Consider the following 24,755-nt stretch of genomic DNA (forward strand, 5'->3'; position numbering starts at 1 on the left):
TTTATCTATTTCTTTATTTATAATTATAACAATTTTTTTCTAATTCTCAAAACTTACTTTAACTATTTTTTTCTTATTCTGATCTCAAAAGCTCTTTTTGGATTTTCTATTAGAAACTTGTTTATTATCTCCTGAGAAACATTTCTCTTTATTAGCTCAGGAATTAGTTTGTAAAAAATATCAATATAACCCCTTATTTTTTGTCTTCCACCATTCTTTTCTCCCACAGTATACCAACCTGCATCATGGGATAGAAGTATTCTATCTTCAAATCCTTCTTTTATAACCTTTTCTATCAACTTAATATGATAATCAATAGATTTTGTACCAATCGAATCATATTCAAGCCATACACCTTTTCCTAACAACATTAAATGTACATCAAAATCCTCTATATTATCAGCATGTACTATTATAAGAGAAGAGAGATCTATACCCTCTTTCTCAATAATATCTGTAACCTCAATAGCACAAACAGCTTCTCCAGTATGACATGCAATAGTAAGACCTGTCTCAAGATGTGTTATAGCAGTAGCTATTATAAGTTTTTTATCTAAATCGCTGAGAGGTCCAGGATTTACTGCAGTCTTAATAAATCCTGGTTTTATATCCTTATCTTCAATACCTTCTTTCCACTCTTTAATAAACATTTCTGCTATTTTTTCTGCAGTTTCCCCATAATATTTTTTTGGAACATGTTTTCCATTACCTGCCCCATAAAATCCCGTATTTGTAACAATATTTAAACCTGAAAGTTCAGAAAGAATTTTTAATGTTTTAACATCCCTTCCTACATATTTAGGGGTGCATTCAAAAAAAGTTTTAACACCCAAATTCTTTATTTCTAATAAATAAGGCAACATGGTATTGATAATATCGGACCTTATAGAATTTGTTATCTCTATCTGATCTTCTGCAGAAGAAAAATCTACAAGAAGGTGTTCATGTACTAAAGTGAGCCCTAAACTTTCCCCATCTATAGCACCCTTTACAGTCATAATCATAAAAATTTACCTCCTTAAAAGATTTACTCCCTTAGTTTAGTATAACAGAAGATTAGTTTTAGATCTTTATTTAAAAATTATAAAAAGATATAATTTAAATATGAGAAAGTTCATTAAGCCTAAAATAGTTTTAAGTTCATGTCTAAATTTAGAACCCGTAAGGTATAATGGAGAAATCATTAAAGATCCCTTTGTTATAAAACTTAGAGATTATTGTGAGATAATTTCTGTATGTCCTGAAGTATCCATTGGCCTCGGAGTTCCAAGAGACAAGATCATAGTTTATAAAGAAAAAGACAATTACGGTATTTATCAACCCAGCAAAGATTTAGATTTAACTCAAGATATGTTAAGTTTTACATATAATCTTTTATCAAATCTTCCACAAGTTGATGGCTTTTTATTAAAAAGTAAATCACCTTCTTGTGGAGTTTCCAATACACTTGTATATGCAGATAAACATGGTAAGGAATTTTACTTCAAAGGGAAAGGAATATTTGCTCAAATAATATTAGAAAAATTACCAAATCTACCTATAGAAGATGAAGGAAGGTTAAGAAATAGAGAAATAAGAGAAAAATATTTGATAAGAATTTTTAGTCTATCTGAATTGAGAAATCTTGAAAATCAACTAAAAAATATATCCCAACTTATAGATTTTCATCAAAGATATAAATTTCTATTAATGGCCTTTTCACAAAAACATTTGAAAATTATGGGAAACTTAATAGGAAATTTTAATAAAGAAAAACCGTTGGAAGATATTAAAAAAACGTATTCTAATCTATTTAAAGAGGCCTTATCCTCAGCATTAAAGAGGGGAAATCAAGCCAATGTCTTACTCCATATTTTTGGACATTTTTCTAAAAAATTAAAAGAAGGAGAAAAATCTCATTTTCTCTCTTTAATTGAAAAATACAGAATGGGAAAGATAGAAATAAAGGTACTTCGTGAAGTAATCAAATCCTGGGCTTATAGATTTGACGATCAATATATTATGAATCAAACTTATTTAGAACCTTATCCTGAAGATCTTGAAGAATCTTAATAAATACTAAGGGGGACAGTCTTATGAAAAATCAAGGTTGGCTTCTTAAAGAAATAAAAAGGTTAGAACTCATTGAAACACCTTATCCGTCAACAAAGGATGATGAAGTATTACTAGAAGTAATCTATGCAGGAATTTGTGGATCTGATCTTCATGCCTACCTGGGAGAACATCCCTTTGTAAAACCAGGCATTGTCTTAGGCCACGAATTTGTTGGAAAAGTAATTGATAAAGGAGAAAAAGTTAAAAATATGAATTTAGGAGATTATGTTGTAATTGAACCAAGTTTAACATGTGGTAATTGTTATAATTGTGCTCATGGAAGATATAATATTTGTAAAAATTTGGATGTAATTGGATGCACAAAAACTAACGGTGGATTCCAAAGATACATATCAATTCCCTCTCACAAGGTATATTCAATAAACGAAATTCCTTTAAAAAGGGCTGTCTTAACAGAACCTTTAGCAGTAGCTATTCATGGGGTTAGAAGATCGAGTTTCAAACCAGGAGATGAAGTATTAGTTATAGGTAGTGGTCCTATCGGTCTTCTTACTACCATATTTCTATATCTATCATCGCCTAAAAAGATAGTAGTTATAGATCCTATTGAAAATAGATTAAAACTTGTAAAAGATTTATGTCCCAACATTATACCTATAAAGCCAGATGAGTTAACAAATTCCCTCTTTACCCAAGAAGGTCCTGACGTAATATTTGAATGTGTGGGCATAGATCAAACAATAAATATGGCTATTGAAAATGCAAAAAAAGGAACAGATATAATCCTTATTGGTGTTCCTAAGGAGATATCTTTAGCAAAGCTTATTTATATTCAAGACAGAGAACTAAACTTAAAAGGCTCTCTTATGTATACAAAAGACGATTACCTAATTGCTATAGATTTACTAAGGAAAAATCAAGTAGATTACGAAAGATTAATCTCCCATATCTACCCATTTGAGGAGGTAAATAAAGCTTTTGAAGATATCATTAATGAGAAAGAAAAATATCTAAAGGTAATAATTGAAATAGCAAAATAAAGTCAAAATTTAAAAAAATTGTAAATAATTTACTCAAGCATTATTCTAATATTTCACACATTTTTCTCTTGCATTTGTTACAAAAAATATGTAATTATTTACAAACTTTTTACTATTTGATATACTTTTTAAAGAAAGTTAAAACGAAGGGGGTACATAAATATATGAAAAAACTAAAACTCCTAAACACATTGCTTCTGTTTTTAATCTTTATAAGTCTAATTTCTGGCTGTACTAAAACAACTGATATTTACAATAATACATTAACAGAAGATATAAATAAGGCACCCAGTACATCTGGCATAAAGGGGGTTAATAATCCCCACATTTGGTTTGATTCACAAGCATATTCCGCACTTGATACTATAAAAAGTTATGGTTTTAATACAGTTAGAATTGTATGGCAAACAAACGGATCAGCCTCAAGACTGAAACAGATAATTGATAGATGTAAAAGCTTAGGTCTTAAACCTATTCCTGAATTGCATGATGTTACAGGAAGTACATCTACTAGTGACTTAGATAGAATGGTATCTTGGTGGATAAATAATAAATCATATATCGCCAGTGATGTATGGATTAATATTGCAAATGAATGGGGACCAAGAAACAGTACTATTTGGAGAGATGCTTACAAAAACACAGTAAGCAGAATAAGAAATGCTGGAATAAATAATGTATTAGTAATCGACTCGGGTGGATGGGGGCAAGATGACCAAGATATTTTAAACTATGCCTTAGAGGTACTAAATTCTGATCCATTAAAGAATATAGTCTTTAGTATACACATGTATGGAGAATGGAATGATAATAGCAAAATATATAATTTTTTGTCTACGTGTAAGAACCATGGTATTCCTATCATTGTAGGTGAATTTGGATATAACTATAACAATGGTAATAACAATCTTGGATGTAAAGTTGATGCTTTATACCTAATGCAAGCCTGTAGAAATCTTGGAATAGGCTTTATTGCATGGTCATGGACAGGCAATAACAGTGAAAATGCATGGCTTGATATGACTTCCCCTTCAGATTGGAAAACTCTAACTTATTGGGGCAAAATGGTAGTGTACGAAAAAGACCCAAATGCTGGAAATTCGTCAGTATTATATAATTTTGAAGGTAGTACACAAAATTGGACAGGTATAAATGTAGCTGGAGGACCATGGTCCGTAAATGAATGGGCCTACAATGGAAGTTATTCTCTAAAAGCTGATGTAGACTTAGGTACAGGCAAGCAATTTTACCTTTGTATAATTTCAAATCATAATTTTTCTGGAAAATCAAAACTAAAAGCAGTGGTAAGACATGCATCTTGGGGTGATCAAGGAACAGGCATGCAAGCCAAATTATATATAAAGGTGGGAAGTAATTGGAAATGGTATGATGGAGGTACTATTAATATTAACTCAAATACATCAGGGACTGTATTAACTTTAAATCTATCGGGAATTTCAGGACTAAATGATGTAAGAGAATTAGGAATTCAATTTTTATCTGGCAGTGGATCATCAGGAAGATCTGCTATTTATGTTGATTATGTAACTATTGAATAAAATAACTTTATTTTGTGGTATAATTACTAAAAATTGAAGATAGGGTTTCCAGGGGAGCTGAGGGGAAAAGCTCGGCTGAGAGGAGGTCTATAATCCCGACCTCGACCCTTAGAACCTGACCCGGGTAATACCGGCGGAGGGAGTGAAAATTATTGGAATTTAGAGGGCCGCTTGGTAATATCCGGGCGGTCCTTTAAGTTTTATATGGAGGTGAAATTCATATGCTAGTAAACGATATAGAAGTAAAGTACAAGGGAAATATTAAAGGACTCCTTCTAAAACTTGAATACCCTTTAGAAAAAATTGCTGTTCTTGTTAACGGAGAACTTATTAAAAAAGAAGATTGGGAAAAATATTATCTTAAAGATGAAGATTATGTGGAAATAGTATCCTTAGTGGGAGGGGGATAAGAAGAATATGGAGTTTGAAGTTGGTGGAAAAATAATAAACAATAGGTTATTTGTGGGAACTGGAAAATTGCCAGATTATAGCATTATCAAAAATATGTATGAAGAACTCAAAATAGAAGTATTTGTCGTAGCAGTGAGAAGAATAAATACAGAAATAAATAAAGGCAATTCTATATTAGATTTCATTCCAAGAGATGCTACCATCATGATAAATACCTCCGGAGCAAGAAACCATAAAGAAGCTGTAAAAATAGCTCTTATCGGCAGAGAAATCACAGGATCAAACTGGGTTAAGATCGAAATCACAGGAGAAATGAAATATCTTCTGCCCGATAATGAAGAAACACTTAAAGCATCAGAAATTTTAGTGAAAGAAGATTTCAAAGTATTTCCATATATATCACCTGATCTCATAATTGCCAAAAAACTCGAAGAAAAGGGAGTTTCAGCAGTAATGCCTTTAGGATCTCCCATAGGTAGTAATAAGGGCATTGATTCAGAAATACTAATTAAAGCAATAATAAACGAAATTTCTATCCCTGTAATAATAGATGCTGGAATTGGTAAACCTTCCCACGCTGCAAAAGCTATGGAGTTAGGAGCAGACGCTGTTCTCATAAATACAGCCATAGCTACCTCAAAAGATCCCTTAAATATGGCAAGGGCTTTTAATTACGCTGTAAAAGCTGGAAGATTGGCATATGAAATAGGACTTCCGGAAGAAAAAGATTACGCAAATGCCAGCTCTCCTCTTCATGATCTCATTAAAAGTTTGGATTAATAGGTGAGCCAATGTTAGAAAAAGTTCTAAATTGGGCTGATAATTTTTTAGAAGAAATTAGAAAAGAAAAGAAAAAATATGATATAAGGAAAATTTTAAAAAAGGAAGAAATAAACGAAGAAGAACTTTATATTCTACTATCTGATACAGACGACAATAATCTTGTACTTATGGCAGAAAAGTCAAAAAAACTTACAGAAAGATACTATGGAAAAGTTATCACTCTATTTACCCCTCTTTACCTTTCTAATTATTGTCTTTCATCATGTAAATATTGTGGTTTTTCTATAGAAAACAAGATAAAAAGAATAAGATTAAACAAAGAAGAATTAATTGAAGAATATAAACACATAAAAAATTTTGGAATTGATAGCATTTTATTATTAACAGGATGTGATAGGATCAATACACCTTTTGAATATATACTCTCTGCTGTAGAAGAAGCAAAAGATTATTTTTCTGAAATCATAATAGAGGTATATCCAATGGATGAAGAAGAATATAAAATCCTTGTTAATAGAGGTCTAACAGGAGTAACACAATATCAAGAGACATATAACTCAAAAGTATATGAAGAATTACATCCTTATGGTCCCAAAAAAGATTTCTGGTACCGAATAAAAACTCAAGAAAGAGCAATAAAAGCAGGAGTTTTTGAAGTTACCCTAGGTATTCTTCTTGGGCTAAATAATCCCATTGAAGACACATTCAAAATGCTACTTCATGCCAAATATCTCATGCAAAAATATCCTAAGGCAGAAATAAATATCTCTTTTCCAAGATATCGCCCTGCTGAAACAAATTTTGTTCCCCAATATATTGTGAATTCAAAGACCCTATTGCGTCTCATTTTTACCTCTCGAATTTATTTACCTCCAATCGGAATCACCATTTCAACTCGTGAATCTCCAAAACTTAGAGATCTTATTATAGGTTATGGCGTTACAAAAATGTCGGCTGGTTCTAAAACATCCGTCGGTGGATACGCAAAAGGCAGAGAATCAGGAACACAATTTGAGGTAGAAGATAAAAGAAGCATAAAAGAAATAATTGAGATAATTAAAAGCAAAGGATATAGGCCAGAATTTACTAATTGGATTAAAGGAGGCATAACATGAATGACTTTAGAGACATGCTCATAAATTATTTTACTCAAGAAGAATTAAATAAAATTCGTAAGACAAAAATAGTAATAGCAGGTTGTGGGGGATTAGGCTCAAATGCTGCTATAACTCTCACAAGAACAGGTTTTGAAAATTTTATTCTCATAGATCATGATAAAGTAGAAACATCAAATTTAAATAGGCAAGCCTATTTCTACAATCAAATAGGTAAACCAAAAGTTATTGCTCTTAAAGAAAATATTCTTTCTATAAATTCTCATTGTAACATTATCACTTTTGAGGTGAAGATCACATCTGAGAATGTAATAGATCTATTATCTCAAGGAGACATCATTTTAGAAGCAGTAGACACTGCAGAAACAAAAGCCCTATTAATTAACACTGCTGCAAGTTTAGGTAAAAAGATCGTCTCAGCTATAGGAGTTTGTGGATTTGGTGACATTGAGAAAATAAAGATTAAAAAATTTAAAAACATAACCCTTATTGGAGATTTTCAAAGTGATAATAAAAACTTTCATCCTTATGCTCCTAAAGTAATTGCTATTTCAAGTATGCAATGTGATGAAATTTTAAGGATGGTGCTATATGAAATCTGAGAAATTAGATCTACTAAAGAATTACAATCTTTACTGTATTACAGCCGAAAATTTATCTTTAGGTAGGAACAATATAGAAGTGGTAAAAGAAATGCTGTCTTCAGGTGTAAAAATCATACAATACAGAGAAAAGAAAAAAACATTAAAAGAAAAATATAAGGAAGCATTAATTTTAAGAGAACTTACTCTACAATATAATGCCATTTTAATAGTTAACGATCATTTGGACCTTGCAAAAATTGTTGGGGCAGATGGAGTACATATTGGTCAAGACGATTATCCTATAGAAGTAGCAAGACAATTATTAGGAGAAGAATTTATTATAGGAGTTACTACCCATAATAAAGAACAAGCCAAAAAAGCTGAAAAAGAGGGAGCTGATTATATTGGTCTTGGACCAGTTTTTGAAAGTTTTACAAAAGAAAACCCCCATCCTCCAATTGGATTAGAGATTCTAAAATGGGCTACTGAAAATATAAAAATTCCAGTAGTAGCGATAGGAGGTATTAAAGAAAACAATTTAAAACAAGTTTTTGAAAATGGAGGAAAATGTATAGCTATGGTAAGTGAGATTGTATCTTCTTCTGATATTAAAGAAAAAATAAAAAATCTCATGAAGATAATGGAGGTTTACAAAAATGGAACAAACAATTCTTGAAAAACTAAAAATAAATCAAATTCCTCAGGAAATAGAAATAGCATACAAAAATGAAGAATTCCCATCTATAGAGGATTTTCTTAGAAATACAAAAGAAGGGAAAATTGTAGTTCCAGCTAATAAAAAAAGAAAAAGAAATAAATATTATGCTATAGGAGATGGCTGTAGCATAAAAATAAACGCTAATATTGGAGTAACATCGGATTTTTCAAGTTTTGATCTGGAATTAAAGAAGGCTGAAATTTGTGAAAAATATAATGTGGAATCGGTAATGGATCTTTCTTGTGGTAAGTATGCAAAATCCTTCAGAGAAAAATTAGTAAAAGAATTCAGTTTTTTGGTAGGGAGTGTACCAGTTTATGATATAGCAGTCCGTGCAAAGAATTTTATTAAAACAAAGCCAAAAGATTTTCTTGAGGTTTTAGAAGAACATGCAGACTCAGGAGTAGATTTTGTAACTATACATGCAGGAATAAACTTAAGATTGGCAAAAGAATTAGAAAAATCACAAAGAATTTTAAATATAGTATCCCGCGGAGGTTCTATGATATATAAATGGATGATAGAAAATCAATCTGAAAATCCTTACTATGAATACTTTGATGAAGTACTAAAGATACTAAAAAAATACGATGTAACCATAAGCATAGGTGACGCATTTAGGCCAGGATGTATTTTTGATTCAGGTAATAATTTACAGTTTGAGGAAATATTAGAAGTAAGTAAATTAGCCAAAATAGCCCATGATTATGGTGTACAAGTAATCATTGAGGGTCCTGGTCATATGAAAGCAGACGAAATACCATATACCATAAAGACCATAAAAAAGATATGTCATGATTTTCCTTTGTATGTCCTTGGACCTCTAACCACTGATATTGCAGCAGGATATGATCATATATCAGGAAGTATGGGAGCACTAATTGCAGGTTTGAATGGTGCTGATTTTATATGTTATGTAACACCAGCAGAGCATCTAAGATTACCAAATATAGAAGACGTGAAAGAAGGAATCATCGCCTTTAAAATAGCAGCTCATAGTGTTAACTTGGTGAAAGGATTTAAAAAGAGTATAGAAAGGGATTATACTATGGCTTTAGCAAGAAAAAATTTAGATTGGGAAAAAATCATAAATACATCTATAGATCCTGATAAAGCAAAAGAATATAGAAAGGATTTATCAATAACCACATGTACTATGTGTGGTGATCTTTGTGCAATCAAGAATAGCTCATAAAAAGAAGATACTCATAATATCTGGGTATGATCCAACAGGTGGAGCAGGTATTTTATTGGATACAAAAACTATTCATCTTCTTAATGGTTATGCTTTAGGAGTACCCACATGCCTTACTATTCAAGATACTCAAAGAGTATATAAAGTTTACGAAATAGATTCCAAATATTTTATAAAATCTCTCGAGTACTTAATAAATGATGTGAAAGAGATTGATGCAGTAAAAATAGGAGCTTTGTACTCAGAGAAAATTATTAATACTGTGATAGATATTATAATAAAATATAGATTAACTAATATTGTTCTTGATCCAATAATTAAACCAACAAAAGGTACCAAACTACTAAAGAAAAATAGTTTACAAAAATTAGTTCAACTAATGTCCTTATGTACTATAATAACCCCAAATATTCCCGAAGCAGAGGCACTTTTAAACATCAAGATAGAGACTTTAGAAGATATTAAAACAACCATTTTCAATTTAAATAAACAATTTAATATAAAAAATCTTGTATTGAAAGGCGGACATCTTCCCATAAATAACAAGGTATATGACATTCTTTATACAAAGGATAAATATATCTTTTACCCCAAAATTCTTAGACAAAACCTAAATGTACATGGTACAGGTTGTGTTTTCTCTTCAATCTTTGCTTATTATTTATCTAAAGAAAAAAATATAGAAGATGCCTTTTATAATACTGAATATACATTTGATAAGATCATAAACAATATAATACAAATAGGTCACGGACAAAAGGTATTTAATATATAGATTTTACCACTCCATCCTTATTACTTCTTCTCTAATTCCTGAATCCTTTTCTCCATGAAAATAAAGTGAGGTTATCTTCATATAAATTGCATGAAACGCAAGACCTTCCCGCACCTATTTCAGAAATTATATATATCATATGAAAAGGGAAGAAAATTACTGTATTCATATTCCTTATCGCTACTCTATCATTTCCAATAATAGCAAAATTAAAGGGAAAAACTATACTAAAACCTTACTTTCCTAATTATTTAACCCTTAAACTACCATAGCAAATTTTTCCACATTTCTTGGATTTAATAGTTTAATTTCATCTAAGACTTTTTGCAATAATACTTTTAATTCAATTTCTCCAATTTTCTTTCTCATTTCATCAAAAATTAGGTCAATTCCGTCCTTAATGAATCCTACTATTTCTTCTTCTGAATATTTTTCCTTTTCTCTATTAAAATAAGCAAAGTTTGGTATATCCCCTTCAATTATATGGGAAAACATAAATCTGACATCTAAGAAAGAACTATCAATGTAGTTCCTATAAATTTCTATTAGCTCATTATCTAAGCCTTTTTCCTTCATTTCTCTTAAAAATTTTCTCCAGAATATATAAAAGGAATGAATTAAATCTAACTTTTTATCTTCTGATATGTCAACTACATGTTTACTTGTGATTAAGTCCACAATTATAGATTGCGTCTCTATTTTATCAAGTAAAGAATAATGAAATACTTGTTTTAAGGATATCTCCCCATTAAAAAATAATGAAACTATCAACTCATTAGAATTTAGTTTTCTATTAACAGGAACATATATATTATCACCTTTCTCACCCAATAAAATGGAAAATTGTTCCAATTTTTTCCTGTCAGATAGCATCTTTATCTGCTTGTTTAAAACTTCAAAAGCCTCCCTAAAAAATACCTCTATCTTACTCTCAGGAAACTTCACAATATTTCTATAAAAGTAATGCCAAGAAATCTTCTCTGAAGACGTTATATCTTCTACGATAAAAGCAAGCTCTTCTTGCATATCTGAAATAAAATCTTTAATAACCTTTCTAAGAGTCCTTTCATTTATCCCTATTTTGTTTCCTTCTTCTAAGAGATATCTCCAACGTCTCCAAAAAGTATATAGAAGGAAGACCCTACTATCCTCTTCAGGATATATTAACTTTTTCTCTTTTATAAGCTTTTTAATTATCTCTAAGCTCCTATACTCTCCTAAGGGAGAATTCAAAAGCACCTCTCTAACATTTAAGATACCATCAAAAGATGAGGCCACCACTTCTTCTTCTAAAGCTAAACCATCTACTCTTACTGGTAATAGCATAAAGTCACCAAGATAATTTACTAAGTCTATATAAACTGACACATTAATAAGCACTTCTAAAGGATCTAAATTTAAAAGCTTTTGGGAAATTTTTTCTTCAGGATGAAAAACAAAATCCCCCTTATCCCATAATACAATACCTAATAAGGCATCATATCCTTCAATAAACCCTGATCTTACATCTACAATCTTTCCATTTTCTATAAAGATTTCTGCTTTTTTAATTCCATTATCTATTTCCAATTTACCCGTTTTTTTCCCTATAGATATAGTCTGTAGAATCTCCCATAAAGGAATACTTTGTAGATTACCTTTAAGCCCCACAAATTTTCCCCCTTTCTAAAAATTTTTCTCCTCCCTAAATCCCCTCCCTTAGATTTTTATAACCTCTTTATCTAATTATTCCCATTTTCTTTTTTCTATATTGATCAAATATAATAGCAGCAATTATTATTGCACCGATAGCTGATGGTTGCCAGTAGGCTGGAAAACCTAAAAGTACCATTCCAGTTCTCAAAACTTGCATTATCGCTGCACCAATAATTACTCCTAAAACAGTACCCTCCCCTCCAGTAAGAGAAGCTCCTCCTATAACAGCTGCAGCAATAACATCTAACTCATAACCACTAGCTGCGGTAGGTGCTGCCACACCTAACCTTGCAGTCATCAATATTCCACCAACTGCCGTTAGAATTCCACATAGAGTATAAACGAGTATTTTCACTCTTCCTGTATTAATACCAGAAAGCCTTGCTGCTTGTTCATTTCCACCCACTGCATAGATTCTGTATCCCCATGATGTCCTATTAAGAAAAATTGAGGTTATTATACCTAAAATTATCATAAAGACCACAGGAAGAGGAATTCCAACACCTAAAAAGGGTATATCATATTGACCCAACATGTTGAAGCTCCTTGGTAAATCCCTAACGGGCCATCCTCCAGTAATCCCATAACAGAATCCCCTTGCTATATTCATGGTACCCAGGGTTGCTATAAATGGAGGCAAATTTGTTTTACTTATAAGGAGACCATTAATAAAACCAATAAATGCTCCTATCAATATACCTCCTATAATCGATAGAAATACACCAAAATTAGCCTTTAGCATCATTGCAGTTATTAAACCAGCCATAGCCATAACCGATCCAACCGATAAATCAATACCACCAGTTATAATAACCATTAAAATTCCAAAACCACTTATCGCAATCCATGAAAAGGCACGCAATATATTAAAAATATTTGTTGAAGTTAAGAAGGTTTCAGTAGTTAAACTTAAAAAAAGACATAAAACAAAAAGAATGATTAATATGCCAATCTCTTGCATTCTTATCGTTTTTAATATCCCTTTTCTCTCTTTAGGAGCTTCCTTCATTGTAATACCTCCCTCCGATATAAAAATTAGTAACTACCAGATGCATAAGCCATTATTTTTTCCTGTGTTGCTTCACTTCTTGGTAGCTCTGCTACAATCTTTCCCTCACTCATAACAAGAATTCTATCACTCATAGCAAGAATCTCTGGAATCTCTGAAGATATCATAATAATTCCTATTCCAGTTTTAGCAAGCTGACTCATTATTGCGTGAATTTCAGCTTTTGCACCTACATCTATACCCCTTGTTGGTTCATCTAATATCAATACCTTAGGATTTGATGCGAGCCATTTTGCAAGAACAACTTTTTGTTGATTTCCACCTGACAGATATAAAACTTTTTCAAAAATACTTGGAGTTTTAATATTCAATCTCTTCACGAAATTTTCTGCTATCTCGGTAAGTTTATTCTTATCTATAAAACCCAAAAATTTCAAGATCTTCCTAATGATTGTAACTCCAATATTTTCTCTTACAGACATCTTTAATATCAAACCTTGATTTTGTCTATCTTCTGGAACTAAGCCAATACCATGTTTTACTGCGTCTTCCGGTGATTGAATCTCAACTTTTTCTCCATTTAAGTATATTTCACCTGAAATCTTAGGATCTGCCCCAAAAATTAATCTTACGAGTTCCGTTCTACCAGAACCCACCAATCCTGCTATACCAAGAATTTCACCCTCATATAGAGTAAAACTTACATCCTTTATTATCTCACTTTTTAAGTTCTTAACGTCAAGAAGAGGTTTACCTTTAGAAACCTCTTCCTTTTTAAACATATCTCCAAGGGGCCTGTTTACCATAAGATATATGACTTTATCAAAAGTAGCCTCATCCCTACTCATTAATCCAACCATTTTTCCATCTCTGAGGATTGTTATTCTATCTGCTATTTTAAATATTTCTTCTAGCCTGTGAGAGATAAATATAATAGCAATACCGTGCTCTTTCAGCTGTCTAATAATTTCAAATAGTTTTTCAACTTCCTCAGGACCTAAAGCAGAGGTTGGTTCGTCCATAATGATTATCTTTGCATCAAGAGATAGAGCCTTAGCTATTTCTACCATTTGTCTTTGAGCCACCGAAAGATTTTTTACCAATTCCTTAGTATCAATATTAGCTCCTACTCTATCAAGAATCTCTTTTGCTCTCTTTTCCATTTCCTTCTTATCTACAAAACCTAATTTCCCTAATATTCCTTTTCTTTTAATTTCTCTTCCCAAAAAGATATTCTGAGCTACAGTTTGATTTGGAGTGACATTTAATTCCTGATATATAGTACTGATACCCAAAAGTTGAGCATGATATGGATCCTGAATTTCTACCCTTTTTCCATCTACATAAATCCTTCCTGCATCCTTTCTATAAGCACCACTAAGGATTTTCATTAATGTAGATTTTCCAGCACCATTTTCCCCAACAAGAGCCATAACCTCACCACTATAAGCCTCAAAATCTACCCTATCTAATGCTTGAACTCCTGGAAATGTTTTAGATATTCCTTCCATTCTAAGTATTGGTTCCAAATTTTGTCACCTCCTCTAAACCAATAGGGGGTACAAAGAATATCTTTGTACCCCCACTCTTTATTAATCTAAAAAACTAACTCACTTTTTATTAAAATGGAGGTGGAAGTGGAGTTTTGAAATCTTTCAATAGCCATGCTCTTATCATCGCATCTACATTCTTTTGAGTAACAATATCAAAACCAGTATCTATCCATTCAGGGAATTTCTCATTATTTACAACTTTTCTATAAAGGATATCTATAGCATCATAACCCCATCCCCAATATTTTTGACCAACAAGACCTACAAGATATCCTTCTTTCAAAAGTTGTAACTCCACAGGTAATGTGTCAAAAGCAACAGTAAATACCTTCTTTACCTTTGCAGCTTTTTCCCAAAGTGGCATAGATCCTCTCTCTGCAAAGAGAGGCCAAAGTCCTACAAAGAACCATCCCTTTAACTTAGGATATTTCTGCATTGTTTCTTCAACTACTTGTACACCTCTATTGATATCATCATAACATGCTACAGTTGTTACTATCTTAATCTTAGGATATTTCTTTATTTCATCTCTGAATCCTCTCATTCTCTCTTCCAAATTAAGAGCACCAGGTACTCCAGTAAGCATCGCCACATCTCCGCTTGTTCCCATAGCTTTCACTAATAGTTTTGCCGCCCATTTTCCACCCTCATAATTGTTTACACCAAGGTAAGTAAACCTCTTACTCTTTGGCGAATCAGCATCAAAGGTCATAACAGGAATACCTGCTTCTACCGCTTTATTAATGACATCTATTAATGCTGTGGGATCATTACAAGAAATAGCTATTCCATCCACTTTCCTTGCCACAACATCTTCCACTACTCTTGCTTGTTCTGTAGCATCAGATGCTACAGAAGCCACATAAAGAATTTCTACCTTATATGGCCCCTTCTTTGAAAGTTCCTCTGCTCTCTTGAAAGCGCCATCTCTTCCAAGTTCAAAAACTGGATTGTTTAATGCCTTTGGAATCCACGCAAAAACAAGTTTTTTAGGAGTTTGAGCCGTTGTAGCCATTAAAAGAAATACAAAAACAATAAACACAATCATCAACAACCTCTTCATATAAAGCACCCCCTATTAATAATATTTTGTGAACAAAATTTACAAAAGGAAAACGTTTACCCACCCACAAACCTCACCTATCTTTTTATATCCTCTCTCATCCCCTTCCTATACGATTATTTTCAGAAAACATTATAACATCAGTTTAATAATTTTTCAATTTAAATTAAAAATTATGCTATATTTCAGTCGATATAGTCAAAGAATAGGCAATTTGATAAGGTTTCATTTTGGTACTTCCTTTTATAAACATCATGTGTTAACTTTTCCTGCTATACTTAAGAAGATTTATTAAGAACTATGGTTTTTTATATTTATTCTCTTTTTTCATAAAAGAACTTACCCCCATTTCATTTGGGATAATTTAAATAATATTTTGCATCATTTATACCCTTTTTATGCTATATTTATTAAAAAAATCATGAGGTGATAATATGCCTATAATATATGATGAGAATAAAAAAATTTTTCATCTAATTGCTGGAAATTCCAGTTATATAATGAAAATTTTTAAGAATAAATATTTAGTCCATCTATATTGGGGAAAAAAATTAAATCATTCTGATTTTTCCGAAGCTTTTATAACTTCTCCCTTTGGAGCAAATCCTGATCCTGATGACAAAACTTACACTTTTGATAGAATGCTATTAGAATATCCAGCCTATGGAAATTCAGACTTTAGACATCCTGCATATCAAATAGAACAAGAAGATGGATCAAGAATTACAAACCTAATATTTAAAGATTACAAGATTTATAAAGGAAAACCAAAACTTCAAGGACTACCAGCAACTTATGTGGAAGACGAAAATGAAGCAGAAACCCTTGAAATAGAGCTCAAAGATGATCTTATTAATCTAAGAGTTATTCTCCTATACACAGCATTTAGAGATTACAATGTTATTACAAGAAGTGCCAAGTTTATAAACGATGGGGATCAAAAATTAAAAATATTAAGAGCTTTAAGTACTTGTGTAGATTTTGATCACTGTAAGTTTGACCTTTTAAATCTTTGGGGATCATGGGCAAGAGAAAGATATATAGAAAGAACTCCTTTAATGCATGGTATAAAGACCATTGAAAGTTCACGAGGAGAAAGCTCACACCAACATAATCCATTTATTGCTCTACTTTCTAAGGACGCAAATGAAAAACATGGAGACGTATATGGCTTTAGTCTAGTATATAGTGGAAATTTTTCAGCCAATATAGAAGTAGATCAATTTAATACTACAAGAGTAACCATGGGAATAAATCCATTTGAATTTACTTGGATATTAGAAAAGGGAGAGACCTTTCAAACACCAGAAGTAGTAATGGTTTACTCTTCCGAAGGTTTGGGAGAAATGTCAAGAACCTATCACAGACTATATAGTAAAAGACTTTGCAGAGGTGAATACAGAGATAAAAGAAGACCCATTCTTGTGAATACATGGGAAGCAGTTTATTTCAATATTAATGAAGATAAACTTTTAGCTCTTGCTCAGAAGGCAAAAGAGTTAGGAGTAGAACTTTTTGTCTTAGATGATGGATGGTTTGGCAAAAGGGATGATGATACCAGCTCTCTTGGAGATTGGTATGTGGATAGAAGAAAATTACCAAACGGACTTGATGGACTTGGTAAAAAATTAAATGAAATGGGGTTAAAATTTGGACTATGGTTTGAGCCAGAAATGGTTTCACCAAACAGTGAACTTTATAAAAAACATCCTGATTGGTGTATAAAAGTCCGAAAAAGGACATTATCTCAATGTAGAAATCAGTATGTTCTTGACATAACACGAGAAGAAGTAAGAAAAGAAATTCTTAGAATGATGAAGGAAATTATAAGAAACGCCCCTATTGAATATATAAAATGGGATATGAATAGATCCCTAACAGAAGTAGGCTCTCTAGTCCTTCCCCCAGAAAAACAAAAAGAAGTATTTCATAGATATGTTTTAGCATTATACGAAATGATGGAAGAGTTAACATCAGAATTTCCACATATTCTTTTTGAAGGTTGCTCAGGTGGAGGAGGCAGATTTGATCCTGGAATCCTATATTATATGCCCCAAATATGGACCAGTGATAATACTGATGCTATAGAAAGATTAAAGATTCAGTGGGGAACAAGTATTGTGTATCCTGCGTCCACTATGAGTGCCCATGTATCTGCAGTACCTAATCACCAAGTTGGGAGAATTACACCTCTTAAGACAAGAGGATATGTAGCAATGTCAGGTGTTTTTGGATATGAAATGGATCTTACTAAATTAACAAAGGAAGAGGATGAAATAATAAAAGATCAAATAGAATTCTACAAAAAGATATGGCATATAGTTTTTGAAGGGGATCTTTATAGATTAATAAGCCCATTCGAAGAAAATGCTGCGTCTTGGATGTTTGTTACTCCAGATAAAAAAGAGGCCTTTGTAGTATATGTAAATATCTTAGCTTTTCCTAATCCACCCTTTTTAAGGCTCAAATTGGATGGACTTGATCCAAATAAAATATATAAAATAGAGGGAACCGATAGAGAATTTTATGGTGATGAATTAATGAATATAGGAATTAATATACCCCCAATGAAAGATTTTGAATCTTTTGCATTCATACTAAAATCAAAAGAATAAAGGAGGATAAACCTAATATGAAAGTAATATTTAGAAGAGAAAATGAAATAAAAGAAATAAAAGGAAATTACAAAGTAAATGAAATACTTAAAATTTTAAATATAAATCCAGAAACCGTCATTGTAGTAAAAGGAGAAGAAATTGTTACACCTGACAAATTAATAAAAGATGATGAAGAAATAGAAATCATACCCGTTATATCTGGAGGAAGTATATAATGAAATGTATAAAATGCAAAAATGACGCAAACATATACATAAGGCGCCATAATAGTGCCTTCTGTAAAGATCATTTTATTGAATATGTATTTCATCAAACAGAAAAGGCAATAAAGCAATATAAAATGTTTACCCAAGATGAAAAAATATTAGTTGCCGTCTCAGGAGGAAAGGACAGTTTAGCTTTATGGGATATTCTTATATCCTTAGGCTATAAAGCAGATGGCATGTATATAGACCTTGGTATCGGCGAATACTCTGAAAAATCTAAAGAAAAGGTTAAAAAATATGCCATTACCAAAGATCTAAAATTACATATAATTTCTCTAAAAGAGATTTATGGGATCGGAATTGAAGAAATAACCAAAAGAAATAAAAAAGTTCCCTGCTCTACTTGTGGAGTAATTAAAAGATATATAATGAATTTAACCGCAAGAGAATTAGGTTATAGAGTAATAGCCACTGGCCATAATTTAGATGATGAGGCTGCTACTCTTCTTGGTAATATCCTACACTGGCAAATAGATTATTTAGAGGTTCAAGAACCTATTCATAAAGAAGAGGAATATTTTGTAAGAAAAGTAAAACCTCTATACAGACTAGCAGAAATGGAAACATCTTCATACTGCTTAATAAAAAAGATAGATTACATAATAGATGAATGCCCTATGTCTTATGATGCAAGATCTCTTATGTATAAAGAAGTCCTTAACACATTAGAAAACAAATCTCCTGGGACAAAAGAACATTTTTACTATGGATTTTTAGAAAAGGGTATTAAATATATCAAAAGCAAAAAAGAAAAATTAGTATTAAAAAATTGTCAAATCTGCGGAGAACCTACAACTAAGGTTACATGTGTATTCTGTAAGCAAATGGAAAAAGCCCACCTAAATTCCTTAGATATAAAAAATGCCATAAAAAGGATTAAATTACAACAATAGTTATTTCATTAAGTATACTATTATTCCTAATATAGCCTTTTATATCTAAGGATAAGTTATCCTTTAATTTAATAGCTAATATCAAATAAAAAATATCCTTCAACATATGATTAATATCATCCAGAGAGGGCTCTACCCCCTTCTCTGGATGAGAATGATAAACTCCTAACATTTTTAAGCCATTTTTCTCAATATCTCTAAATACATAAAGCTCATCTAAGGGATCTATTAAATAGCTATTATAAGGGGTTAAAGAAGCATTTTTAACCTTATAAACTTTCTCAATGATAAATTTATCCTCCTTTGTATTTCCACCAAAAATACCACAAGCTTCTTTTGGATACTCATCAATAGCATGATTAATTACAAACTTTAACTGATCTTTTTTTAAGATTATTCTCATCTATTTACCCATTGCAGTCAAAACATTAGGACAATAAGGATCAGGCTTTCTCAAATCCCCATTAATTATCCAAGATCTCGCATAACAGCCACCTCCACAAAAATCCAATATCTCACAATTGTAACAATAATTAGTCCTCTCCTTGAGCTCCTTATATAAAGGATTCTTTAATATATCATTGATTGCCTCTTTCAATGATTTTGTCCTAATCTCTGCTATAGGAATATCAATAACATCACAAATTAATATATCTCCTGTAGGTGCAAGATCAATAAAATCAAAAGCATGACATTTATCTACATAAATATTTTGAGGAAGATCTAAAAGTTTAAGAAAAGGGGCACACCAAATATTTATTTTATAGTTTTCTTCCATTGCTTTAACGGATAATTCCTTTATGCTCTCTAATATTCTTGAGGAATCAAGATAAATATGAGATCTCTTAGCCTCACCTGAAGGGATAACAGGAATAATACAGAGTTCCTTAGCAAGATTCTTCTTTGCAAAATCTACCATGTTAGGTAAATCTTTATAATTAAATGTGGAAACCGAAAAAATTATAGAATAAGGTATATTCAAATTGTTAAGTATTTCTAATTTTTTTAATAAAATATCAAAGGTTCCTTTTCCTCTCAATTTTTCATAGATTTCCTTATTACTTCCATCAACAGACACATAAAGATAGACCTCGTTTTCTTTTATAAATTTCGCTTTTTCATAGTCTAAAAGAAGAAGATTTGTATTTATGGAGACATTTAAATTTAAGTTATTAGCCTTAACAATGTAATCAAATAAATCGGGGATTAAGAGAGTCTCTCCTCCTGTAAAATCAATATGAGTAAAATTTAATTTTTTTGCTTCTCCTATTAATTTTAATCCTCTTTCTTTTGATATTTTTTTCTCCCAATTTCTAGCATGTACATAACAATGTGGACAATTCAAATTACATTTAATATCTAAAATCCAAATTATTTCAGTAAAGAAGATATCAACCTCCCTTTTTGAGATTTAAATTATCTCATTTTTTGAGTATTTAAAGTTTACAATCTTAAAAAAAATTTGTCAAAAAATTGGAATCAATTTTTAAAAAATGAATTTTTAAAAGAACTATAAATCTCAGCTTAAATAAATATTAATAAAACAATAATGTAACTAATACCATGACCATTTGACATAGAAAATTAATTTGTGATAATCTTTATTCCGAGAAGCGTAGGGTAGGTAAAAAGCCCGGGCGAGTGTAAACAATACGCTCTCCGGGCTTCTAAAATTTATCTTTATTAACACATGTTAATTAGGAAGAAAACATGAATAAAAAATTGAAACTTATTATAATCTTTTTATTTATTGCCCTTTTATTTTTATTTTACTCCCATGGATATAATTTACCTTGGTACAAAAATGCAACTTTTTATGAGATTTTCGTTAGATCTTTTGCAGATAGTGATGGTGATAAAGTGGGAGATTTAAAAGGATTAACCAATAAATTAGATTATCTAAAAGAACTTAATATAGATGACATATGGTTAATGCCCATATTTATGTCTGTAAGTTATCATGGATACGATGTAACTGACTATTATGACATTCATCCAGCATATGGAAATATGGAGGATTTTGAAGAATTAATTAAAGAAACCCATAGAAAAAAGATAAAAATAATTCTTGATTTAGTTGTAAATCATACCTCATCCCGACATCCTTGGTTCATAAGTGCATCAAACTCTTATACTTCCCCATACAGAGATCATTATATTTGGAACAATACAAAACCAACTCAGAACTCCAATTTTTGGTATTATAAAAATACGGGTTATTACTATGCCTTCTTTTGGTCTGAAATGCCTGATCTAAACTTTGATAATACGAAGGTTAGAGAAGAAATCAAAAAGATAGCTAAATACTGGCTCGAAAAAGGTGTAGATGGATTTAGACTTGACGCTGTAAAGCATATATATGATGACGATAATAAAAACATATTATGGTGGAAAGAGTTTTATGATTATTTAAAAAAAATCAAACCAGATGTATATCTTGTAGGAGAAGTCTGGGACAATGAATATGTAATAGCAGAATATTATAAGTCACTTCCTTCACTTTTTAACTTTCCCCTTTCAGACAAAATTATGAGATCAGTAGCAAATCAAAGAGATTTAGGAATATGCGATTTTTTAGATATGGAAAGAGAAATGTTTAAAGAAATTTATTCCGATTTTACTGATGCTAACTTCTTAAGAAATCACGATCAGGTTGGAGTAAGAACATCTTTTGGGGGGAGTATTGATAAAAGTCTACTTGCAGGTTCCATATACCTAACTCTTCCTGGAACTCCCTTTATATATTATGGTGAAGAAATAGGGATGGAAGGAGCAAAACCAGACGAATACATAAGAGAACCTTTTAAATGGACAGATCAAATGAATTCCAAAGAACAAACCTACTGGATAAAGCCTAAATATAATATTCCTAACAATGGCATATCCTATACTACAGAAAAAGAGGATAAGAATAGTATATTAAACCATTATAAACTACTCCTTAAACTAAGGAAAGAATATAAAGCTTTATCTTTGGGAGAAATGAAAAAAATTAATCTAAATGATAAAAGTTTATTGGCATACTTAAGAGAAATAGATAATGAAGAAATATTAGTAATACATAATCTTAATAGGGTAGAAAAGATTATAAGTCTAAACTTTACTTTTAAGAATATTCTCTATTCAAGAAACGCTAACATAAAAGATAATAAAATAATATTAGGTCCCTTTAGCAGTATCATAATTGAAGTTCAATAATTTTTCCCAGATTTTACTATCTACCATATAACCTGCTTTTTCATAAGCAATTAAGGCAGCTCCTACCGCTGGAGGTATTCTAAGAAGTACAACCTTACTTTTTTCTGCGAACATTTTCATCTTGGAATAAATATACTCAGGAAGCCAACTTGCTCCCTTATATATACTTCCAGCTAAAACAACTGGTGTTTCATCTTCTAATAAATCTAATTTTTGCATCAAATTATAAGCAGAAATTACAGTTTCATCTACTATTTTCTCTACAATTCTCCTTGCCACTTTATCTCCCTTTCTTACACACTCAAAAAGTAAAGGAGCAAGTCCTAAAACCTTATGATATTCCTCAGAGTTATAATATAATCTTTTGGCAAGTTCATTATAGTCCTTTGCAGAAAAATACTTCAGTACTTCACTTTCAAGGAGGGTTTTCTCCCCTCTACCATCATAAGATCTAAAAGCGTAGAATAACATCTCCTGTACTATAGATGAAGCACCTCCCCAATCTCCAAAAATATAGCCTTCCCCAAAATATCTATATGATCTTCCATCCTTTGATCTTCCATATCCATTATTCCCAGTACCCATTATTATGATTACACCCCAGAACTCCATATTCCCAGCCCTTAAAGCAATAGGGGCATCATTTTCAATAACTAAATCCTTAGCTATGTTTAAGGATCTTGCCTCTTTCTCCAAAATCTCAAAATCCTCTGGGAAATCTGCACCTGCAAGCCCAAAACATGCAAAATCAAATATAATATCCCCTATTTTTTCTTTAGCATTATCTATAGCTAACATCCAATTTTTCTTCGCCCTTTCAATACCTATACCTTCATAATTTCCAGGGCCAGATCTACCAAAGCCTACAATTTCTCCTTTTTCATTTAAAATAATAGCCTCTGTTTTTGTACCCCCAGCATCTAAGCCAAGAAAGTATCTCATATATTACTCCTTAACTTAATTTTGGGAAATATTCTTTATTTTCCTCTATTAATCTATTAAGAACTTTTTCCGCAAGAGTAAATGAAGAGATTAATGGATGTTGCGCAAGAGCAAAAACAGCCTTTTTATACGAACCTTCCATAGCAGACTCTATTGTCAATCTCTCATATACTTTTACAGCCTGTATAATTCCTTTTACTTCGATAGGTAAATTACCTATAATATACCTTTGAAACATATCATGTTTTACGTAAACCGGTATCTCTACAACTGAATCCTCTGGAAGATCTCTTATAGCTCCATTATTCATAACATTTATAATCTGAAATCCCTCTTTCAAACCCAAAAGATGCATAATCAGATTAACAGCAGATGTTGAGTAATAGGCTCCACCTCTTTTAGAAAGTTCTGCTGGTTTAGTATCTATCTTAGGATCACTATATATCTTTAATAACTCTTCTTCCACTTTCATCACTTCTTCTGCTCTTTTTGGCTTATGTTTTAACTCTTCCACTTTTTCCTCTCTAAAAAAGTAATATCTGAGATAATAATTTGGGAATAAACCTAAAATGTCTATAATTCTTTTTTCCTCTTCCGAAAATTTTTCTTTTGCCTTATCTAATAAATATTGAGTTTTATCTTCTCCCTTTATAAATATTCTTCTTACAAAACTCAAATGATTAAGACCAAAATAATCTAAAAAGACCTCTTCTAAGCTTACACCTGATAAATCAGCAAATAATTTTTGAAAATTTATAGGCACATTACACAAACCTATAGCCTTTACTTTAGTATATCTCAGAAGCATTTCTGTGATTATTCCAGAAGGATTAGTAAAATTAATAAACCAAGCGTTAGGAGCATATCTTTCTACCTTTTTTGCTATATCATAAACCACTGGTATAGTTCTAAGAGCATTTGCAAATCCGCCTGCTCCAGTGGTCTCTTGTCCTAAAAGATTAAACTCTAAAGGAATAGTTTCATCTAAGAGCCTTGCTTTATTTCCTCCAACCCTTATTTGATTTATTATAAAATCAGCTCCCTCTAAATTTTCTTCCAAATTTGTACTTTTTAAAAATTCTATTTCAGCTTCAGCTTTTCTGGCCATCCTTAATAGAAAATCATATACAATATTTAATCTTTCAGTATTAATATCCATAAGAACAATTTTTAAAGGATGAACCTCTTGCCAAATATTAAAAAACCCTTCAATTAATTCTGGAGTATATGTACTACCCCCACCAATAACTACTACTTTCATTTTGGAATACCTCCAAGAATTA

At 31.3% G+C, this 24,755-nt stretch carries 23 protein-coding genes and 1 riboswitch; of the genes, 14 read left to right on the plus strand and 9 right to left on the minus strand.

Going from position 1 to position 24,755, the window contains the following annotated elements:
- Positions 1–62: 62 nt before the first annotated feature.
- The gene (locus ACY3JJ_RS08585) at positions 63–1,004 is read right to left on the minus strand and encodes a phosphotriesterase family protein (protein ID WP_463091621.1); all 942 of its coding nucleotides are present in this window, start codon (positions 1,002–1,004) and stop codon (positions 63–65) included.
- A gap of 100 nt (positions 1,005–1,104) precedes the next feature.
- Here ACY3JJ_RS08585 and ACY3JJ_RS08590 point away from each other — a divergent pair, with 100 nt between their 5' ends.
- The 10 genes from ACY3JJ_RS08590 (at position 1,105) to thiD (ending at position 10,235) form a co-directional block, all read left to right on the plus strand.
- Positions 1,105–2,052, plus strand: a complete 948-nt coding sequence (locus tag ACY3JJ_RS08590) for a YbgA family protein (protein WP_463091622.1) — start codon at positions 1,105–1,107, stop codon at positions 2,050–2,052.
- Positions 2,053–2,075: 23 nt separating this feature from the next.
- On the plus strand, positions 2,076–3,095 hold the full coding sequence (locus ACY3JJ_RS08595; protein WP_463091623.1) for a zinc-dependent alcohol dehydrogenase: 1,020 nt from the start codon (positions 2,076–2,078) through the stop codon (positions 3,093–3,095).
- 164 nt (positions 3,096–3,259) lie between these two features.
- Positions 3,260–4,654, plus strand: coding sequence for a cellulase family glycosylhydrolase (locus ACY3JJ_RS08600; RefSeq protein ID WP_463091624.1), 1,395 nt, complete (start codon positions 3,260–3,262; stop codon positions 4,652–4,654).
- A 40-nt stretch (positions 4,655–4,694) separates the two neighbouring features.
- Positions 4,695–4,814: riboswitch (TPP riboswitch) on the plus strand.
- A 61-nt stretch (positions 4,815–4,875) separates the two neighbouring features.
- Positions 4,876–5,064 (plus strand): sulfur carrier protein ThiS, encoded by a 189-nt coding sequence (thiS, locus tag ACY3JJ_RS08605; RefSeq protein WP_463091625.1) that lies wholly within the window; start codon positions 4,876–4,878, stop codon positions 5,062–5,064.
- A gap of 7 nt (positions 5,065–5,071) precedes the next feature.
- Positions 5,072–5,845: a HisA/HisF-related TIM barrel protein gene (locus ACY3JJ_RS08610; protein ID WP_463091626.1), complete on the plus strand. Its 774-nt coding sequence runs from the start codon at positions 5,072–5,074 to the stop codon at positions 5,843–5,845.
- An 11-nt stretch (positions 5,846–5,856) separates the two neighbouring features.
- A complete protein-coding gene (gene thiH / locus ACY3JJ_RS08615; protein WP_463091627.1) occupies positions 5,857–6,963 on the plus strand; it encodes a 2-iminoacetate synthase ThiH in 1,107 nt (368 codons plus the stop codon).
- Positions 6,960–7,565, plus strand: a complete 606-nt coding sequence (gene thiF, locus ACY3JJ_RS08620; protein ID WP_463091628.1) for a sulfur carrier protein ThiS adenylyltransferase ThiF — start codon at positions 6,960–6,962, stop codon at positions 7,563–7,565. Before thiH ends, thiF begins: the two co-directional genes overlap by 4 nt.
- Positions 7,555–8,223: a thiamine phosphate synthase gene (gene thiE, locus ACY3JJ_RS08625; RefSeq protein WP_463091629.1), complete on the plus strand. Its 669-nt coding sequence runs from the start codon at positions 7,555–7,557 to the stop codon at positions 8,221–8,223. The genes thiF and thiE overlap by 11 nt, the downstream gene beginning before the upstream one ends.
- The gene (gene thiC / locus ACY3JJ_RS08630) at positions 8,204–9,460 is read left to right on the plus strand and encodes a phosphomethylpyrimidine synthase ThiC (RefSeq protein WP_463091630.1); all 1,257 of its coding nucleotides are present in this window, start codon (positions 8,204–8,206) and stop codon (positions 9,458–9,460) included. The genes thiE and thiC overlap by 20 nt, the downstream gene beginning before the upstream one ends.
- The gene (thiD, locus tag ACY3JJ_RS08635) at positions 9,438–10,235 is read left to right on the plus strand and encodes a bifunctional hydroxymethylpyrimidine kinase/phosphomethylpyrimidine kinase (protein WP_463091631.1); all 798 of its coding nucleotides are present in this window, start codon (positions 9,438–9,440) and stop codon (positions 10,233–10,235) included. The genes thiC and thiD overlap by 23 nt, the downstream gene beginning before the upstream one ends.
- A gap of 258 nt (positions 10,236–10,493) precedes the next feature.
- Here the strand turns inward: thiD and ACY3JJ_RS08640 are convergent, their stop codons facing one another.
- The 4 genes from ACY3JJ_RS08640 to ACY3JJ_RS08655 form a co-directional block, all read right to left on the minus strand.
- The gene (locus ACY3JJ_RS08640; protein ID WP_463091632.1) at positions 10,494–11,885 is read right to left on the minus strand and encodes a DUF4388 domain-containing protein; all 1,392 of its coding nucleotides are present in this window, start codon (positions 11,883–11,885) and stop codon (positions 10,494–10,496) included.
- A 67-nt stretch (positions 11,886–11,952) separates the two neighbouring features.
- Positions 11,953–12,939, minus strand: coding sequence for an ABC transporter permease (locus tag ACY3JJ_RS08645; RefSeq protein ID WP_463091633.1), 987 nt, complete (start codon positions 12,937–12,939; stop codon positions 11,953–11,955).
- A gap of 26 nt (positions 12,940–12,965) precedes the next feature.
- Positions 12,966–14,450, minus strand: a complete 1,485-nt coding sequence (locus ACY3JJ_RS08650) for a sugar ABC transporter ATP-binding protein (RefSeq protein WP_463092603.1) — start codon at positions 14,448–14,450, stop codon at positions 12,966–12,968.
- Between the two features lie 109 nt (positions 14,451–14,559).
- A complete protein-coding gene (locus ACY3JJ_RS08655) occupies positions 14,560–15,555 on the minus strand; it encodes a sugar-binding protein (protein WP_463091634.1) in 996 nt (331 codons plus the stop codon).
- A 434-nt stretch (positions 15,556–15,989) separates the two neighbouring features.
- Between ACY3JJ_RS08655 and ACY3JJ_RS08660 the strand changes: the two genes are divergently transcribed.
- Genes ACY3JJ_RS08660 through ACY3JJ_RS08670 form a run of 3 tightly spaced genes read left to right on the plus strand, consistent with a single transcriptional unit; the run spans position 15,990 to position 19,332 of the window.
- Entirely contained in the window at positions 15,990–18,170 is a 2,181-nt protein-coding gene (locus ACY3JJ_RS08660; RefSeq protein WP_463091635.1) for an alpha-galactosidase, read from the plus strand.
- 17 nt (positions 18,171–18,187) lie between these two features.
- A complete protein-coding gene (locus tag ACY3JJ_RS08665) occupies positions 18,188–18,388 on the plus strand; it encodes a MoaD/ThiS family protein (protein WP_463091636.1) in 201 nt (66 codons plus the stop codon).
- Positions 18,388–19,332 carry a PP-loop family protein gene (locus ACY3JJ_RS08670; RefSeq protein ID WP_463091637.1) on the plus strand — a complete coding sequence of 315 codons (945 nt, stop codon included), beginning with the start codon at positions 18,388–18,390 and terminating at the stop codon, positions 19,330–19,332. The genes ACY3JJ_RS08665 and ACY3JJ_RS08670 overlap by 1 nt, the downstream gene beginning before the upstream one ends.
- On the opposite strand, the gene ACY3JJ_RS08675 is transcribed toward ACY3JJ_RS08670, so the two are convergent.
- Positions 19,316–19,735, minus strand: coding sequence for a M67 family metallopeptidase (locus ACY3JJ_RS08675; RefSeq protein ID WP_463091638.1), 420 nt, complete (start codon positions 19,733–19,735; stop codon positions 19,316–19,318). The two genes, ACY3JJ_RS08670 and ACY3JJ_RS08675, sit on opposite strands and share 17 nt — an antisense overlap.
- Positions 19,736–20,677, minus strand: a complete 942-nt coding sequence (locus tag ACY3JJ_RS08680) for a radical SAM protein (protein WP_463091639.1) — start codon at positions 20,675–20,677, stop codon at positions 19,736–19,738.
- A 365-nt stretch (positions 20,678–21,042) separates the two neighbouring features.
- On the opposite strand from ACY3JJ_RS08680, the gene ACY3JJ_RS08685 reads away from it, so the two are divergent.
- Positions 21,043–22,530, plus strand: coding sequence for an alpha-amylase family glycosyl hydrolase (locus ACY3JJ_RS08685; protein ID WP_463091640.1), 1,488 nt, complete (start codon positions 21,043–21,045; stop codon positions 22,528–22,530).
- Here ACY3JJ_RS08685 and ACY3JJ_RS08690 read toward each other — a convergent pair.
- Complete coding sequence (locus ACY3JJ_RS08690) at positions 22,492–23,472, minus strand: N-acetylglucosamine kinase (RefSeq protein WP_463091641.1); 981 nt, start codon at positions 23,470–23,472, stop codon at positions 22,492–22,494. The two genes, ACY3JJ_RS08685 and ACY3JJ_RS08690, sit on opposite strands and share 39 nt — an antisense overlap.
- Before the next feature lie 10 nt (positions 23,473–23,482).
- On the minus strand, positions 23,483–24,733 hold the full coding sequence (locus tag ACY3JJ_RS08695; RefSeq protein ID WP_463091642.1) for a 6-phospho-beta-glucosidase: 1,251 nt from the start codon (positions 24,731–24,733) through the stop codon (positions 23,483–23,485).
- Between the last annotated feature and the right edge of the window lie 22 nt (positions 24,734–24,755).

It is taken from the genome of Dictyoglomus sp. DH, from assembly GCF_055181375.1.